The sequence below is a fragment of the Pseudomonas sp. IPO3749 genome (assembly GCF_013386605.1).
Taxonomy (GTDB): Bacteria; Pseudomonadota; Gammaproteobacteria; order Pseudomonadales; family Pseudomonadaceae; genus Aquipseudomonas; species Aquipseudomonas azotoformans_A.
This window is the reverse complement of the sequence record NZ_JACARN010000026.1, coordinates 1-16,008: the sequence shown is the minus strand read 5'-3', so window position 1 is coordinate 16,008 and position 16,008 is coordinate 1. Positions and strand designations below refer to the sequence as shown.

Here is a 16,008-nt window from a genome sequence, read left to right as displayed (position 1 = left end):
GCTTGCGCAACTTGCGGGGCTCAAGGCCCGTAAAGCTGCGCAAGGCTGCGTCCAGCGGATATTCCGCGGTGAGTCTTGCGCGCAAGGCTCACGACGGGCAACTCCGCCGTGGTTTCTTATTATCTCGCTTAGCGCTTCTTGCGGTTGGCGATGTGGATGGCGCCGCCATTCACTGCCAACGCTGCTTCGTGCAACGCTTCGGACAGGGTCGGATGGGAGAAGACCATCATGCCCAGGTCCTCGGCACTGGTGCCGAATTCCATACCGATCGCGCCTTGCTGAACCAGTTCTGCAGCGCTCGGGCCAATCACGTGGACGCCCAATACGCGGTCAGTCTTGGCATCAGCGATGACCTTGACAAAACCACCGGTGTCGTTGGCTGCCATGGCACGGCCAGAAGCGGCAAACGGGAAGGTGCCGACGTTAACTTCAACGCCTTCAGCTTTCAACTGCTGTTCGTTCTTGCCGACCCATGCAATTTCCGGGTGGGTGTAGATAACCGATGGGATCAGGTCGTAGTTCATCTGGGTCTTGTGGCCCTTGATGCGCTCGACAACCATGATGCCTTCTTCGGAAGCCTTGTGTGCCAGCATCATGCCACGCACCACGTCGCCGATGGCGTAGACGCCAGGCACGGTGGTTGCGCAGTGATCGTCAACGTGCACGTAGCCGCGCTCGTCGAGGGTCACGCCGCTGTCGGAAGCCAGCAGGTCGGTGGTCACTGGACGGCGACCCACGGCTACGATCAACTTGTCGAAAGTGATGGTTTTTTCGCCATCCTTGTCGGTGTAGTTGACGACAACTTCTTCACCGTTGACTTTCGAACCGGTCACGCGAGCGCCCAGCTTGATGTCCAGACCTTGTTTGGTCAGGGTTTTCAGCGCTTCTTTGGACACAGCGGTGTCGGCAGCCAGCAGGAACGTGTCCAGGGCTTCCAGCACAGTCACTTCGGAACCCAGGCGGGACCATACCGAACCCAGTTCCAGGCCGATCACGCCAGCGCCGATCACGCCCAGGCGCTTAGGCACAGCCTGGAATTCCAGGGCGCCGGTCGAATCAACGATCACATTCTGGTCAACGGGAGCAGGCGGGATGTCGATTGGACGCGAACCTGGGGCCAGGATCACGTTCTCGGCTTCGATGATTTCGGTCGAGCCGTCTGGCTTGGTGATTTCAACTTTCTTGCCAGCCAGCAGCTTGCCGTGGCCTTGCAGGGAAGTCACGCCGTTGGCCTTGAACAAGGTGGCAACGCCGGAAGTCAGCCCTTTAACGATGTTGGCTTTACGGCCGACCATTGCTGGCACGTCCATGGTCACGCCAGCATGGTTGATGCCGTGGATCGCGAAACCGTCTTGGGCTTCGTGGAATTTCCAGGAGCTGTCCAGCAGCGCCTTGGAAGGAATGCAACCGACGTTCAGGCAAGTACCGCCCAGTGCCAGTTTGCCTTCCTTGTCGGTGTATTTTTCGATGCAAGCAGTCGAGAGGCCCAGTTGTGCGGCCTTGATGGCAGCAACGTAGCCGCCAGGACCTGCACCAATCACTACAACGTCAAATTTCTGCGTCATGAAAATAGTTCCTCTATTCAGCGACAAGCTTCAAGCGACACGTTGCAAGCCAAGCTGCTTTTTCCTACAGCCTGTAGCTCGCAACGTGCAGCTGCGTCTTTAGATGTCCAGCAGCAGACGAGCCGGGTCTTCCAGCAGGTTCTTGATGGTCACCAGGAAAGTCACGGCTTCTTTACCATCGATCAGGCGGTGATCGTACGACAGCGCCAGGTACATCATTGGGCGGATCACGACTTGGCCGTTGATGGCCATCGGACGCTGGATGATGTTGTGCATGCCCAGGATTGCGGCTTGTGGCGGGTTGACGATCGGCGTCGACATCATCGAACCGAAGGTACCACCGTTGGTGATGGTGAAGGTACCGCCGGTCATCTCGTCGATGGTCAGCTTACCGTCACGGGCTTTCTTGCCGAAGCCGGCGATGCCGCCTTCGATTTCAGCCAGGCTCATCAGCTCGGCGTTACGCAGTACCGGCACAACCAGGCCACGGTCGCTGGACACGGCAACGCCGACGTCTGCGTAGCCATGGTAAACGATGTCGCCGCCGTCGATGGAAGCGTTGACAGCCGGGAAGCGTTTCAGCGCTTCGGTGGCCGCTTTCACGAAAAAGGACATGAAGCCCAGGCGTACGCCGTTGTGGGACTTCTCGAACAGATCCTTGTACTTCGAACGCAGGGCCATGACTTCGGTCATGTCGACTTCGTTGAAGGTGGTCAGCATCGCCATGTTCGACTGTGCTTCAACCAGACGCTTGGCCACGGTGGCACGTACGCGAGTCATCGGTACACGCTTCTCGGTGCGGTCGCCAGCGGCGAACACTGGAGCAGCGGCAGCCGGGGCAGCAGCCTTGGCAGGTGCGGCAGCTGGAGCGTTTTTCTTGGCTTCAACAGCAGCAACCACGTCTTCCTTGGTGATGCGACCGTCTTTGCCGGTGCCTTTGACGGACGCCAGGTTGATGCCGTTCTCTTCAGCCAGCTGACGGGCAGCCGGTGCAGCGATCGGGTCTTCAGCACCAGCAGCCGGAGCGGCGGCAGGGGCAGCGGCGGCTGCCGGTGCAGCAGCAGGAGCAGCGGCAGCAGCGCTGCCCTCTTCGATCGAGCCCAGTACCTGGTTCGACAGAACGGTAGCGCCTTCTTCAGCAACGATTGCGCCCAGCACGCCGTCAGCTTCGGCCAACACTTCCAGAACGACTTTGTCGGTCTCGATGTCGACGATCAGGTCGTCACGCTTTACAGCGTCGCCTGGTTTCTTGTGCCAGGTGGCAACGGTGCCATCGGCAACCGATTCCGGGAATGACGGGGCTTTGATTTCGATAGCCATTATCTGTGGGTCCTTAAAATTCGGTTTCAGTCAGCGCGAAGGCGTTAAACAGTGAAAGCATCTTGCAGCAGTTTTTCCTGCTGCTCGGCGTGCATCGACGCATAACCACACGCAGGTGCTGCAGAAGCATCACGACCGGCGTACTCCAGGTTCAGCGCCTTGTTGTGGTTACCCATGCTGCGACGCAAATGATGCTGGCTGCTGTACCACGCGCCCTGGTTCATCGGTTCTTCCTGGCACCACACCACGTTGGTGAGGTTGGTGTAAGGCGCGATGGCCTCCATCAGGTCGTCTTCCGGGAACGGGTAAAGCTGCTCGATACGCACGATGGCGATGTCTTCGCGGCCTTCGGCACGGCGTTTTTCCAGCAAGTCGTAGTAGACCTTGCCGCTGCACAGGACCAGGCGAGTCACTTTTGCCGCGTCCAGCGTGTCGATTTCTGGAATCACGGTCTGGAACGAACCATCCGCCAGATCTTCCAGGGTCGAGATGGCCAATTTATGACGCAACAGCGACTTCGGCGTCAGCACTACCAGCGGCTTGCGCAGCGGGCGGATTACCTGGCGACGCAGCAAGTGGTAGATCTGGGCCGGGGTAGTCGGCACGCACACCTGGATGTTGTGCTCGGCGCACAGCTGCAGGTAACGCTCCAGACGGGCCGAGGAGTGCTCAGGACCCTGGCCTTCATAACCGTGTGGCAGCAACATGGTCAGACCGCACAGGCGACCCCACTTGTGCTCGCCGCTGGTGATGAACTGGTCGATTACCACTTGGGCGCCGTTGGCGAAGTCGCCGAACTGGGCTTCCCAGATCACCAGCGCGTTTGGCGTGGTGGTCGAGTAACCGTATTCGAACGCCAGAACCGCTTCTTCGGACAGGAACGAATCGTACAGGTCGAAACGTGGCTGGCCTTCGTACAGGTTCTGCAACGGGATGTAGGTGCCCGCGTCTTTCTGGTTGTGCAATACCGCGTGACGGTGCGAGAACGTACCACGGCCGATGTCCTGGCCGGTCATGCGGATCGGGTGACCTTCGAACGCCAGGGTCGCGTACGCCATGGTTTCGGCGTAACCCCAGTTGATCGGCAGGCCGCCGGCTTGCATCTTCTGACGGTCTTCGTAGATCTTCGCCACTTGGCGCTGAACCACGAAGCCTTCAGGAATTTCCAGCAGCTTGGCGGACAATTCCTGCAAGGTTTTCAGATCGAACGACGTATCGTGACGCGCAGTCCAGGCGTGGCCCAGGTACGGACGCCAGTCGACGAACAGCTCTTTGTTCGGCTCTTTGACCAGGCTTTTTACAACATGCAGACCATTGTCCAGCGCGTTGCGGTATTCATCGACCTTGGCCTGAACACGCGCATCGTCAACCACACCGGCCTTGGTCAGGCTTTCGGCGTACAGCTCACGGGTGGTGCGCTGCTTGGTGATCTGCTGGTACATCAACGGCTGGGTGCCGCTTGGTTCGTCAGCTTCGTTGTGACCGCGACGGCGGTAGCAGACCAGGTCGATCACGACGTCACGCTTGAACTGCATGCGGTAGTCAATGGCCAGCTGGGTCACGAACAACACGGCTTCCGGATCATCGCCATTCACATGGAGGATCGGCGCCTGGATCATCTTGGCAACGTCGGTCGCGTACTCGGTGGAGCGTGCGTCCAGCGGGTTGCTGATGGTGAAGCCAACCTGGTTGTTGATGACGATGTGAACCGTACCGCCAGTCTTGAAGCCGCGGGTCTGCGACATCTGGAACGTTTCCAGGACCACGCCTTGACCGGCGAATGCCGCGTCACCGTGGATGGAAATCGGCAGGACCTTTTCACCGGTGGTGTCGTTACGACGATCCTGGCGAGCACGGACCGAACCCTCGACCACTGGAGAAACGATTTCCAGGTGGGATGGGTTGAAGGCCATGGCCAGGTGAACTTCACCGCCTGTGGTCATCACGTTGGACGAGAAGCCCTGGTGGTATTTAACGTCACCGGAACCCAGCTCGACCTTCTTCTTGCCTTCGAACTCGTCGAACAGCTCACGCGGGTTCTTGCCGAAGGTGTTGACCAACACGTTCAGGCGACCACGGTGGGCCATGCCGATCACGATTTCCTTGGTGCCGTAGGAACCGGAACGCTGGATCAGCTCGTCGAGCATCGGGATCAGGCTTTCGCCGCCTTCCAGGCCGAAACGCTTGGTGCCCGGGTATTTGGTACCCAGGTATTTTTCCAGGCCTTCGGCAGCGGTTACGCGCTCAAGCAGATGGCTGCGTACGTCGGCGGACAATACCGGACGACCGCGCACACCTTCCAGGCGATGCTGGAACCAGTGGCGTTGCTCGGAATCGGTGATGTGCGTGAACTCAGCGCCGATGGTGCGGCAATATGTCTGCTGCAACGCTTCGTGAATTTCGCGTAGGCTCGCTTCCTCTTTGCCGATGAACAGGTCGCCGGCACGGAAGGTCGTATCAAGATCGGCATTGGTCAAGCCGTAATGATTGATCGACAGGTCAGCAGGTGCAGGACGCTTCCAGAGCCCCAGCGGGTCAAGCTGGGCCGCCTGGTGGCCGCGCATCCGGTAGGCCTGGATCAGTCGCAGTACTTCAACTTGCTTCTTCTCGTGCTCACTGCTCACGCTGCCGGCGGAAACCGGTTGGGCGCGGCGCTGGTTCTTTGCCAGCAGCACAAATTGATCGCGAATTGTGGCGTGCGATACATCGGTGGCAGCGTTGCCGTCTGAAGACAACGTCTGAAATTTGGTGCGCCATTCTTCTGGCACAGCGTTAGGGTCGTGCAGGTAGAGCTCATAAAGCTCTTCCACATAGGCAGCGTTACCACCTGAAAGATAGCCGCTGTTCCACATGCGCTGCATCACGCTTTCTTGCATGCTTGGTCACCCTCGATTTGGGGACACCACCGGCGAAAACACCGAGTTTGCTTGCAAAAGGCCAAGTGCAGCGACCAAAACAAGCCACTTAGGATCACGCTGATAGTTCGGGTACCAACCCGAATGCCCCTGCTTGTCTCATTTCTTCAAAATAAGAGCCGCGGCTTTGTAAGTCGCTGCTCAAGTTAAAACTACGGCGCCGGTTGAAGCCTGCGCCGTAGCATTTACGGGCACAACGGTCCTGCTTTTACTACAACGTCAGTTACACGCCGCTCTGCAGCAGCATGTTACGGATGTGACCAATGGCCTTAGTCGGGTTCAGGCCTTTGGGACATACGTTGACGCAGTTCATGATCCCGCGGCAGCGGAATACGCTGAACGGGTCATCCAGCGAAGCCAGACGCTCGGACGTCTTGGTATCACGGCTGTCTGCCAGGAAGCGGTACGCTTGCAGCAGGGCAGCTGGACCCAGGAACTTGTCCGGGTTCCACCAGAAGGACGGGCAAGAGGTCGAGCAGCAAGCGCACAGGATGCACTCGTACAGACCGTCGAGCTTCTCGCGCTCTTCCGGGGACTGCAGACGCTCGATGGCCGGAGCCGGCGTGTCGTTCTGCAGGAACGGCTTAACTTTCTCGTATTGCTTGTAGAAGATGCTCATATCGACGACCAGGTCACGGATAACCGGCAAACCTGGCAGTGGACGAACGATCAGCTTGTTGCCTTTGACCACGGCGGACAGCGGCGTGATGCACGCCAGGCCGTTTTTGCCGTTGATGTTCATGCCGTCGGAACCGCACACACCTTCACGGCAAGAGCGACGATAGGAGAAACCTTCGTCCTGCTCTTTGATCAGTGCCAATACATCCAGCACCATCAGGTCTTTACCACCGGTATCGACCTGGAATTCCTGCATGAACGGCGCAGCGTCCTGATCAGGGTTGTAGCGATAAACACTGACTTTCAACATGGCAGCCACCCTTAGTAAGTCCGAATCTTCGGTTCAAACGTCGGAACCGTCTTCGGCGAGAAGTTCACGGCACGCTTGGTTACGCGCTTGTCACCCGGGAAGTACAGGGTGTGGCACAACCAGTTTTCGTCGTCGCGATCTTCAAAGTCTTCACGGGCGTGGGCACCACGGGATTCTTTACGAACCTCGGCAGCGATTGCGGTCGCTTCGGCCACTTCCAGCAGGTTTTGCAGCTCAAGGGCTTCGATACGAGCGGTGTTGAACGCCTGGCTCTTATCGTTGATCTTGACGTTGGCGATACGCTTGCGCAGATCAGCCAGCTGGGCGATGCCCTTCTGCATGTATTCGCCGGTACGGAACACACCGAAGTAGTTCTGCATGCAGCTTTGCAGCTCGCGACGCAGGGTCGCCACGTCTTCGCCGTCGGTGCGCTCGTTCAGAGCGTTCAGGCGAGCCAGGGCAGCTTCGATGTTGGCGTCGGTGGCGTCATCGTATTCGATGCCGTCAGTCAGCGCTTTTTCCAGGTGCAGGCCAGCAGCACGGCCGAATACCACCAGATCGAGCAGCGAGTTGCCGCCCAGACGGTTGGCACCGTGTACCGATACGCAAGCCACTTCGCCTACGGCGAACAGACCGTGGATGATTTCGTCCTGGCCTTCGGCGTTCTGGGTGATCGCCTGGCCGTGGATGTTGGTCGGCACGCCGCCCATCATATAGTGGCAAGTCGGAACAACCGGCACCGGAGCAACCACCGGGTCAACGTGAGCAAAGGTCTTGGACAGCTCGCAGATACCTGGCAGACGGCTGTGCAGCACTTCTTCGCCCAGGTGATCGAGCTTGAGCAGTACGTGGTCGCCATTCGGGCCACAGCCGTTACCGGCGATGATCTCTTTAACCATCGAACGGGCCACAACGTCACGACCGGCAAGGTCTTTCGCGTTCGGAGCATAACGCTCCATGAAACGCTCGCCGTGCTTGTTGATCAGGTAACCACCTTCACCACGGCAACCTTCTGTAACCAGTACACCAGCGCCGGCAATACCGGTTGGGTGGAACTGCCACATTTCGATGTCTTGTACCGGTACGCCAGCACGCAGTGCCATGCCGACGCCGTCACCGGTGTTGATCAGGGCGTTGGTGGTGGAAGCGTAGATACGGCCTGCACCGCCCGTCGCCAGCACGGTAGCCTTGGCGCGGATGTAGGTGGTTTCACCGGTTTCGATGCAGATAGCGATCACACCGACGAATTCGCCCTGGGCGTTTTTCACCAGGTCGACAGCGTAGTACTCGTTCAGGAACGTGGTACCGGCTTTCAGGTTGCCCTGATAAAGGGTGTGCAACAGCGCGTGACCGGTACGGTCGGAAGCGGCGCAGGTACGGGCAGCCTGCCCGCCTTTACCGTAATCCTTCGACTGACCGCCGAATGGACGCTGGTAGATGCGGCCTTGCTCGGTACGGGAGAACGGCAGACCCATGTGGTCCAGCTCGAACACCGCGGCCGGGCCTTCCTGACACATGTATTCGATAGCGTCCTGGTCACCGATGTAGTCGGAACCCTTGACGGTATCGTACATGTGCCAGCGCCAGTCATCGTTCGGATCGGCAGAGGCGATGGCGCAGGTGATGCCACCCTGGGCCGACACGGTATGGGAACGGGTCGGGAACACTTTGGTGATCACGGCAGTCTTGTGACCGCCCTGGGCCAGCTGCAGCGCAGCGCGCATGCCAGCACCGCCGCCACCAATGATGATGGCGTCGAATGAAATAGTTGGAATGTTAGCCATGAATCAGATACCCCAAAGAATCTGCACACCCCAGACGAAGTAAGCGAACATCGCGACGCCGCAGACTGCCTGGAAGAGAAAACGTACTGCAGTCGCGGACTTGCCCAGCGCCATCGGCGTCAGGTAGTCGGTCGCGATGGTCCACATGCCGACCCAGGCGTGTGCGCCCAGGGCTACAAGGGCCAGCAGACTGAAGATTCGCATCGCATTGTGGGAAAACAGGCCATGCCATTGCTCATAGCTGATGCCTGGATTTGCGACGAGGTATCCGATCAGGAAAATGAAATAAGCCGCGAGAACGACCGCAGACACACGTTGTGCCATCCAGTCATAGAGGCCCGAACGCGAAAGGTTCGTAACGCTGGTTACCATATCCAAACTCCTGCCAGAACGATCAGCACCACGGAAATGGCGATGATGATTTTCGAGCCCAGGCGGCCGCCTTCCAGCGTCTCACCGATACCCGCATCCATGATCAAATGGCGCACACCGGCTACCAGGTGATACAGCAGAGCGGACAGGAGGCCCCATGCTACGAACTTGGCCAGCGGGCTGGTCAAGCATGCCTTCACCTCGGCGTAACCTTCCTCGGAACCCAGGGATTTGCTCAATGCATAAAGCATGATGCCCAAGCCCAGGAACAGGATGATGCCGGAAACACGGTGCAGGAACGACGTAACGCCGGTGATGGGGAGTTTGATGGTCCTTAGGTCTAGGTTTACAGGTCGTTGGCTATTCACGGCTTTTTTTCACACTGAAGAGCCCCTAACAATCAGGGCAAAGTTGTTGGGGAGTGCACTGGTCAGGTAAGCACCACCCAGGGAGTGCGACCCCCAATGAAAGCAAGCCCAAAAGCCCTTGGCGGTCGGTGGCCGAGTATAGACAGTTAGGTTACTAATGACAACGCGCGCACCTCACCCTAATAGCGGATTGCGCTGACGGGATAAAAGGCGTAAATGGCAGTCAATTTCGAGGAAAAAGTACGGTTAAAGCCTTCTGGTGCAAGACTTTAGGCAAATTGACATCTGGATTTATATCAATATAGTGGTGCGGGCCCTGCGTGGGGGGTCTGTCTGATGATTTGAAGCATAAATAGGAGGCCACATGGCTGACAAAAAAGCGCAGTTGATCATCGAGGGCGCAGCCCCCGTCGAGCTGCCCATTTTAACCGGCACCGTTGGTCCCGATGTTATCGACGTACGGGGCCTGACGGCCACGGGCCGTTTCACATTCGACCCAGGCTTCATGTCGACCGCCTCTTGCGAGTCGAAGATCACCTATATCGATGGTGATAATGGCATTTTGCTGCATCGCGGCTACCCGATCGAGCAGCTTGCTGAACAGTCGGACTACCTGGAAACCTGCTACCTGCTGCTAAATGGCGAATTGCCAACAGCCGAGCAGAAAGCCCAGTTCGTCAGCACCGTGAAGAACCACACCATGGTTCACGAGCAGCTGAAGACCTTTTTCAACGGCTTCCGTCGCGACGCCCACCCGATGGCCGTCATGTGCGGTGTGGTCGGAGCCCTGTCGGCCTTCTATCACGACTCCCTCGACATCAATAACCCGCAGCATCGCGAAATTTCCGCGATCCGCCTTGTTGCCAAGATGCCGACCCTGGCCGCAATGGTTTACAAGTACTCCATGGGCCAGCCCATGATGTACCCGCGCAACGACCTGACGTACGCGGAAAACTTCCTGCACATGATGTTCAACACCCCGTGCGAGATCAAACCGATCAGCCCGGTGCTCGCTGCCGCGATGGACAAGATCTTCATCCTCCACGCCGACCACGAGCAGAACGCATCGACCTCTACCGTGCGCCTTGCCGGCTCTTCGGGTGCGAACCCGTTCGCCTGTATCGCCGCCGGTATCGCCGCACTGTGGGGCCCTGCCCACGGCGGTGCGAACGAAGCCGTATTGACCATGCTCGATGAAATCGGCGATGTGTCCAACATCGACAAGTTCATCGCCAAGGCCAAGGACAAGAACGATCCGTTCAAGTTGATGGGCTTCGGTCACCGGGTCTACAAGAACCGCGACCCGCGCGCCACCGTGATGAAAAAGACCTGCGACGAAGTGTTGAAGGAACTGGGCATCAAGAACGATCCGCAACTCGAACTGGCCATGCGCCTGGAAGAGATCGCCCTGACCGACCCGTATTTCATCGAACGCTCGCTGTACCCGAACGTCGACTTCTACTCGGGGATCATCCTCAAGGCGATCGGCATTCCAACCAGCATGTTCACCGTGATCTTCGCCCTGGCGCGGACCGTGGGCTGGATCTCCCACTGGAAAGAAATGCTCTCCAGCCCGTACAAGATTGGCCGCCCGCGCCAGCTGTACACCGGCTACGAGTCGCGTGACATTACCAAGCTGGAAGATCGCAAGTAAGCCTCGCTTAGTTGCACTGAAAACGGCCTCCCTTAGTGGAGGCCGTTTTTGTTTGTGCAGTTGTAGTGAGCGGGCAAGCCCGCTCACTACACCCAGTATTCAGGCAAAAAAATACCCCGGCCTTTCGACCGGGGTATTTTCCTATCCAGCTACAACCTTAGTGAGACACCGCCCCACTCGACCCCAGGCCAGTCTGCGAACGCACAAACTGCGGGAAGTACAGCGCACGCTCTTTCTCTGCCGCCGCCGACTTGTCGGTGATGGAGAAGAACCAGATGCCGACGAACGCAATGATCATCGAGAACAGCGCCGGGTACTCATAAGGGAAGATGGCTTTTTCATGGTGCAGGATCGACACCCAGATGGTCGGGCCCAGCACCATCAGGCCAACGGCACTGATCAAGCCCAACCAGCCACCAATCATCGCGCCGCGCGTGGTGAGGTTTTTCCAGTACATGGAAAGCAGCAACACCGGGAAGTTACAGCTGGCGGCAATGGAGAACGCCAGGCCGACCATGAACGCAATGTTCTGGCTTTCGAACAGGATACCCAGGCCGATAGCCAGCACGCCCAGCGCGACAGTGGTGATCTTCGAGACGCGAATCTCATCCTTGTCGTTGGCCTTGCCTTTCTTGATTACGCTGGCGTACAGGTCATGGGACACCGCCGACGCACCGGCCAGGGTCAAGCCGGCAACCACCGCGAGGATGGTGGCGAAGGCCACGGCCGAGATGAAGCCCAGGAAAATACTGCCACCCACCGCGTTGGCCAGGTGCACCGCCGCCATGTTGTTGCCGCCCAGCAAGGCGCCTGCGGCATCCTTGAACGCCGGGTTGGTGCTGACCAGCAGGATCGCGCCAAAGCCGATGATGAAGGTCAGGATGTAGAAGTAACCAATGAAACCGGTGGCGTAGAACACGCTCTTACGGGCTTCTTTCGCGTCGCTGACGGTGAAGAAGCGCATCAGGATATGTGGCAGGCCAGCGGTACCGAACATCAGCGCAAGCCCGAGGGAGAAGGCTGAAATCGGGTCTTTCACCAAGCCGCCGGGGCTCATGATCGCCTCACCTTTAGGGTGAACCTTGATCGCCTCGGAGAACAGGGCATTGAAGTCGAAGTTGACGTGCTTCATCACCATCAGTGCCATGAACGAGGCACCGGACAGCAACAGCACCGCCTTGATGATCTGTACCCAGGTGGTCGCCAGCATGCCGCCGAACAGGACATACATCACCATCAAGATACCGACCAGGATCACCGCAACGTGATAGTCCAGGCCAAACAGCAGCTGAATCAGCTTGCCCGCACCCACCATCTGCGCGATCAGGTAGAACGCCACCACCACCAGCGAACCACAGGCCGAGAGGCTGCGGATCTGGGTCTGGCCCAGGCGATAGGACGCCACGTCGGCAAAGGTGTACTTGCCCAGGTTACGCAGGCGCTCGGCGATCAGGAACAGAATGATCGGCCAGCCCACCAGGAAGCCGATCGAGTAGATCAGGCCGTCATAACCGGAGGTGTAGACCAGCGCGGAAATCCCCAGGAAGGACGCCGCCGACATGTAGTCACCGGCAATCGCCAGGCCGTTCTGGAAACCGGTGATCTTGCCGCCGGCCGCATAGTAGTCGGCCGCCGATTTGTTACGCTTGGAAGCCCAGTAGGTGATGCACAGGGTGGCGCCGACAAACGCGACAAACATCACGATGGCCGAAACGTTCAGGGGTTGCTTGTGCACTTCACCGGTCAATGCGTCCGCAGCCCAAAGGGCCGGAGCAAAGAACGAAGCGCCGAGTAGTGTCAGTAGACGACCGATCATTGCGCAGCCTCCTTGAGAATCGCATTGTTCAGATCGTCAAACTCGCCATTGGCCCGGCGCACGTAGATGCCGGTCAGGATGAAGGCAGACACAATCAGCCCGACGCCCAGGGGAATGCCCCAGGTAATCGACGAACCGGGGCTGAGCTTGGCCCCCAGTACTTGTGGCCCGTAGGCGATCAACAGGATGAAAGCGGAGTAAAGCCCTAGCATGATCGCCGAGAGAATCCAGGCGAACCTTTCCCTTTTTCTCACCAGCTCCTTGAAACGCGGGCTGTTTTGAATCGAGAGGTAAATGCTGTCGTTCATTGTTTTTATCCTCGCAGCACAGCTTTTTTATTATTGGAACGTATCCACTGTATGCGGCTGCCGTAGAGGTTCCAGACGACCTTAGTATTAGAACGACATCGGGGTTGCCGCCAGTTTTGCAGTGATTGAATTGACAGCCTCTGACCCAGAAACGACAAAGCCCGCCTGGAGAAAACGCCAGGCGGGCTTGCAAGGTACTATTTAGACGCTTCGGGGGTTATTTACCGGTCCACTCGGCGACACGCTCAGGGTGCTTGGCAACCCAATCCTTGGCGGCGGCATCAGGCTTGGCGCCTTCTTGAATCGCCAGCATGACTTCGCCGATTTCGTCCTTGGAGGCCCACTGGAATTTCTTCAGGAAGGCTGCGACTTCCGGCGCCTTCTTCTCCAGGCCCTTGCTGCCGATGCTGTTGACGGTTTCAGCAGCACCATAAATCCCTTTTGGATCGTCCAGGAAACGCAGTTTCCACTTGGCGAACATCCAGTGTGGTACCCAACCGGTGACCGCAATGGATTCCTGTTTGTCTTCGGCACGGGTCAACTCGGCGATCATCGCCGCGCCCGAACTGGCTTGCAGCTTGTAATCGAGGCCGTATTGCTTGATGGCTTCGTCAGTCTTGAGCATCACGCCAGAACCTGCGTCGATGCCGACGATCTTATTCTTGAAGGTGGTGTCGGTCTTGAGGTCTTCGATGGACTTGGCTTTGACGTATTCCGGCACGATCAGGCCGATCTTCGCATCCTTGAAGTTGGGGCCGTAGTCGACCACCTTGTCCTTGTTCTTGGCCCAGTATTCACCGTGGGTGACCGGCAGCCAGGCGGAGAGCATGGCGTCGAGCTTGCCGGTGGCCACGCCCTGCCACATGATCCCGGTGGCAACGGCTTGCAGTTTCACGTCATAACCGAGCTTGGCCTTGATCACTTCTGCCGCCACGTGGGTGGTGGCCACGCTGTCGGACCAGCCGTCCACATAGCCGATGCTCAGGGTCTTGCTGTCGGCGCTGGCCAGTGTGGAGCTCATCGCAACTACCAGAGTGGCAGCTGCGCCCAAGAGTCGTCGCATCTTCATAGTACTTCCCCGAAAGTGCTGCGCCCGGCGGATGCCGAGCGACGTCAACCTGTTGTTATGTGGTGCACCGCGCCCCCTTCACGCGCATCGATCCGGTTGCAGTGACATCAGTGGAGTGCTGACACGTCGATCATCAACCTGCCGGGGCCTTCGACCTGCTCTGTCAGCGACCTCATACAAGCAGGAAACGACATCACATAGCCAGCAGGACGCTTTGTAGGACTTGACGTCAAAATCCCGCCCGAACTTTGCATGTCAAAATTATGCAGCCCCACTGGGACGGGGCAAATCCGGGTAAGATGCGCGCCTTTGCTCCTACAGTTAAGCCAACCATGCCCGCGACTGCCCGCTTCCCCGCCCTGCCCTATTTTTTCGCCTTGATCCTCGGCCTGCTGGCCCTGATCGGTTACTGGTATGGCCTCGGCCGGCCGGTGGTATTGCCCGACGTCGCCAGTGCCACGCACAAGATGCAGTGCGCGTCCTATACCCCTTTCGATAAAGACCAATCGCCGTTCGACCAGCCATTCACGCTGCGTCCGGAGCGCATGGACGCTGACCTCGCCCTGCTGGCGACTCGCTTCGAGTGCATCCGCACCTATTCCATGACCGGCCTGGAAGCCTTGCCGGATATGGCGCGCAAGCACGGGCTGAAGGTGATGGCCGGCGCCTGGGTCAGCAGTGACCCGGTCGCAACCCAAAAGGAAATCGACGAACTGATCGCCTCGGCCAACGCCCATCCGGACGTGGTGACCTCAGTGATCGTCGGCAACGAAGCGCTGCTGCGCAAGGAAGTCACCGCCGCACAGCTGGTGAAACTGATCCAGACCGTCAAAAGCCAGATCAAGCAGCCGGTGACCTACGCGGACGTGTGGGAGTTCTGGCTGCAACACCCGGAAATCGCCCCGGCCGTGGATTTCCTCACCATCCACTTGTTGCCGTACTGGGAAGATGACCCGTCCGGCATCGACCAGGCCCTCAAGCACGTGGGCGATGTGCGCCAGACCTTCGGCAACAAGTTTGCCCCCAAGGACATCCTGATCGGTGAAACCGGCTGGCCAAGCGAAGGCCGCCAGCGTGAAACCGCCGTGCCGAGCCGGGTCAATGAAGCGAAATTCATGCGTGGTTTTGTCGCCATGGCCGAGGCCAATGGCTGGCACTACAACCTGATCGAAGCCTTTGACCAGCCGTGGAAACGTGCGAGCGAAGGCGCCGTGGGCGGTTACTGGGGCCTGTTCGATGCGGATCGCCAGGACAAGGGCATCCTCGCCGGGCCGGTGACCAATGTGCCGTACTGGCCGCTGTGGCTGGGCGTCGGCGGGATGATCCTGCTGGGCACCCTGGCATTGGGGGGGCGCGTACGCAGCACGCGTGCCGCGCTTGCCCTGCCGTTGTTGGGCGCCTTTGCAGCCTGCTCCATTGGCACCTGGGCCGAGCTGACCCGCGTGACGGCACGTTTCAATGATGAATGGGTGTGGGCAGGTTTGCTGCTGGTGTTGAACCTGCTGGTGCTGGCCCATGCGGCCTTGGCCTTGAACGCGCAGGAAGGTTGGCGTGAGCGGGCGTTCAACTGGCTGGAGCAACGCGCAGGCTGGTTGGTGGCGATCGCTGGGTTCGCGGGCGCGGTGATGATGCTGGCGTTGGTGTTCGACCCGCGCTATCGCAGCTTCCCGAGCGCGGCGCTGGTGTTGCCGGCGTTGGTGTACCTGATTCGCCCGGTCACTGGCCCGCGCCGGGAGATTGCCTTGCTGGCCTTTATCATCGGTGCCGGCGTGGCGCCGCAGTTATACCGTGAAGGTCTGTTGAATCAGCAGGCTTGGGGTTGGGCGGTGGTCAGCGTGCTGATGGTTGGGGCTTTGTGGCGGTGCTTGCGGGTGCGCAAGGCTTAAACCTAACCTGTGGCGAGGGAGCT

12 protein-coding genes are annotated in these 16,008 nt (G+C 58.8%); 2 read left to right on the top strand and 10 right to left on the bottom strand.

Annotated elements, in window-relative coordinates:
* Nucleotides 1–128 precede the first annotated feature (128 nt).
* The 7 genes from lpdA to sdhC form a co-directional block, all read right to left on the bottom strand.
* Complete coding sequence (gene lpdA, locus HX812_RS12290; RefSeq protein WP_033897632.1) at nucleotides 129–1,565, bottom strand: dihydrolipoyl dehydrogenase; 1,437 nt, start codon at nucleotides 1,563–1,565, stop codon at nucleotides 129–131.
* Nucleotides 1,566–1,664: 99 nt separating this feature from the next.
* Nucleotides 1,665–2,885 (bottom strand): 2-oxoglutarate dehydrogenase complex dihydrolipoyllysine-residue succinyltransferase, encoded by a 1,221-nt coding sequence (odhB, locus tag HX812_RS12285; RefSeq protein WP_016979561.1) that lies wholly within the window; start codon nucleotides 2,883–2,885, stop codon nucleotides 1,665–1,667.
* A 44-nt stretch (nucleotides 2,886–2,929) separates the two neighbouring features.
* Nucleotides 2,930–5,761 (bottom strand): 2-oxoglutarate dehydrogenase E1 component, encoded by a 2,832-nt coding sequence (locus tag HX812_RS12280; RefSeq protein WP_016979562.1) that lies wholly within the window; start codon nucleotides 5,759–5,761, stop codon nucleotides 2,930–2,932.
* Nucleotides 5,762–6,023: 262 nt separating this feature from the next.
* A complete protein-coding gene (locus tag HX812_RS12275) occupies nucleotides 6,024–6,728 on the bottom strand; it encodes a succinate dehydrogenase iron-sulfur subunit (RefSeq protein ID WP_003172807.1) in 705 nt (234 codons plus the stop codon).
* 11 nt (nucleotides 6,729–6,739) lie between these two features.
* Nucleotides 6,740–8,512 carry a succinate dehydrogenase flavoprotein subunit gene (gene sdhA / locus HX812_RS12270; protein ID WP_016979563.1) on the bottom strand — a complete coding sequence of 591 codons (1,773 nt, stop codon included), beginning with the start codon at nucleotides 8,510–8,512 and terminating at the stop codon, nucleotides 6,740–6,742.
* A gap of 3 nt (nucleotides 8,513–8,515) precedes the next feature.
* Nucleotides 8,516–8,884, bottom strand: a complete 369-nt coding sequence (sdhD, locus tag HX812_RS12265) for a succinate dehydrogenase, hydrophobic membrane anchor protein (RefSeq protein ID WP_016974690.1) — start codon at nucleotides 8,882–8,884, stop codon at nucleotides 8,516–8,518.
* Nucleotides 8,878–9,252 carry a succinate dehydrogenase, cytochrome b556 subunit gene (gene sdhC / locus HX812_RS12260; protein WP_016979564.1) on the bottom strand — a complete coding sequence of 125 codons (375 nt, stop codon included), beginning with the start codon at nucleotides 9,250–9,252 and terminating at the stop codon, nucleotides 8,878–8,880. The genes sdhD and sdhC overlap by 7 nt, the downstream gene beginning before the upstream one ends.
* Nucleotides 9,253–9,616: 364 nt before the next feature.
* Between sdhC and gltA the strand changes: the two genes are divergently transcribed.
* Nucleotides 9,617–10,906: a citrate synthase gene (gltA, locus tag HX812_RS12255; protein ID WP_003210575.1), complete on the top strand. Its 1,290-nt coding sequence runs from the start codon at nucleotides 9,617–9,619 to the stop codon at nucleotides 10,904–10,906.
* A gap of 157 nt (nucleotides 10,907–11,063) precedes the next feature.
* Here gltA and HX812_RS12250 read toward each other — a convergent pair whose 3' ends face one another.
* The 3 genes from HX812_RS12250 to HX812_RS12240 all read right to left on the bottom strand — a co-directional run bounded on the left by HX812_RS12250 (nucleotide 11,064) and on the right by HX812_RS12240 (nucleotide 14,099).
* On the bottom strand, nucleotides 11,064–12,722 hold the full coding sequence (locus tag HX812_RS12250; RefSeq protein WP_038850336.1) for a cation acetate symporter: 1,659 nt from the start codon (nucleotides 12,720–12,722) through the stop codon (nucleotides 11,064–11,066).
* Nucleotides 12,719–13,030 (bottom strand): DUF485 domain-containing protein, encoded by a 312-nt coding sequence (locus HX812_RS12245; RefSeq protein ID WP_016972153.1) that lies wholly within the window; start codon nucleotides 13,028–13,030, stop codon nucleotides 12,719–12,721. Before HX812_RS12245 ends, HX812_RS12250 begins: the two co-directional genes overlap by 4 nt.
* A 217-nt stretch (nucleotides 13,031–13,247) precedes the next feature.
* Nucleotides 13,248–14,099 carry a glycine betaine ABC transporter substrate-binding protein gene (locus HX812_RS12240; RefSeq protein ID WP_025857941.1) on the bottom strand — a complete coding sequence of 284 codons (852 nt, stop codon included), beginning with the start codon at nucleotides 14,097–14,099 and terminating at the stop codon, nucleotides 13,248–13,250.
* Between the two features lie 332 nt (nucleotides 14,100–14,431).
* On the opposite strand from HX812_RS12240, the gene HX812_RS12235 reads away from it, so the two are divergent.
* A complete protein-coding gene (locus tag HX812_RS12235) occupies nucleotides 14,432–15,985 on the top strand; it encodes a glycosyl hydrolase family 17 protein (RefSeq protein WP_038850337.1) in 1,554 nt (517 codons plus the stop codon).
* The last annotated feature ends 23 nt before the right edge of the window (nucleotides 15,986–16,008 follow it).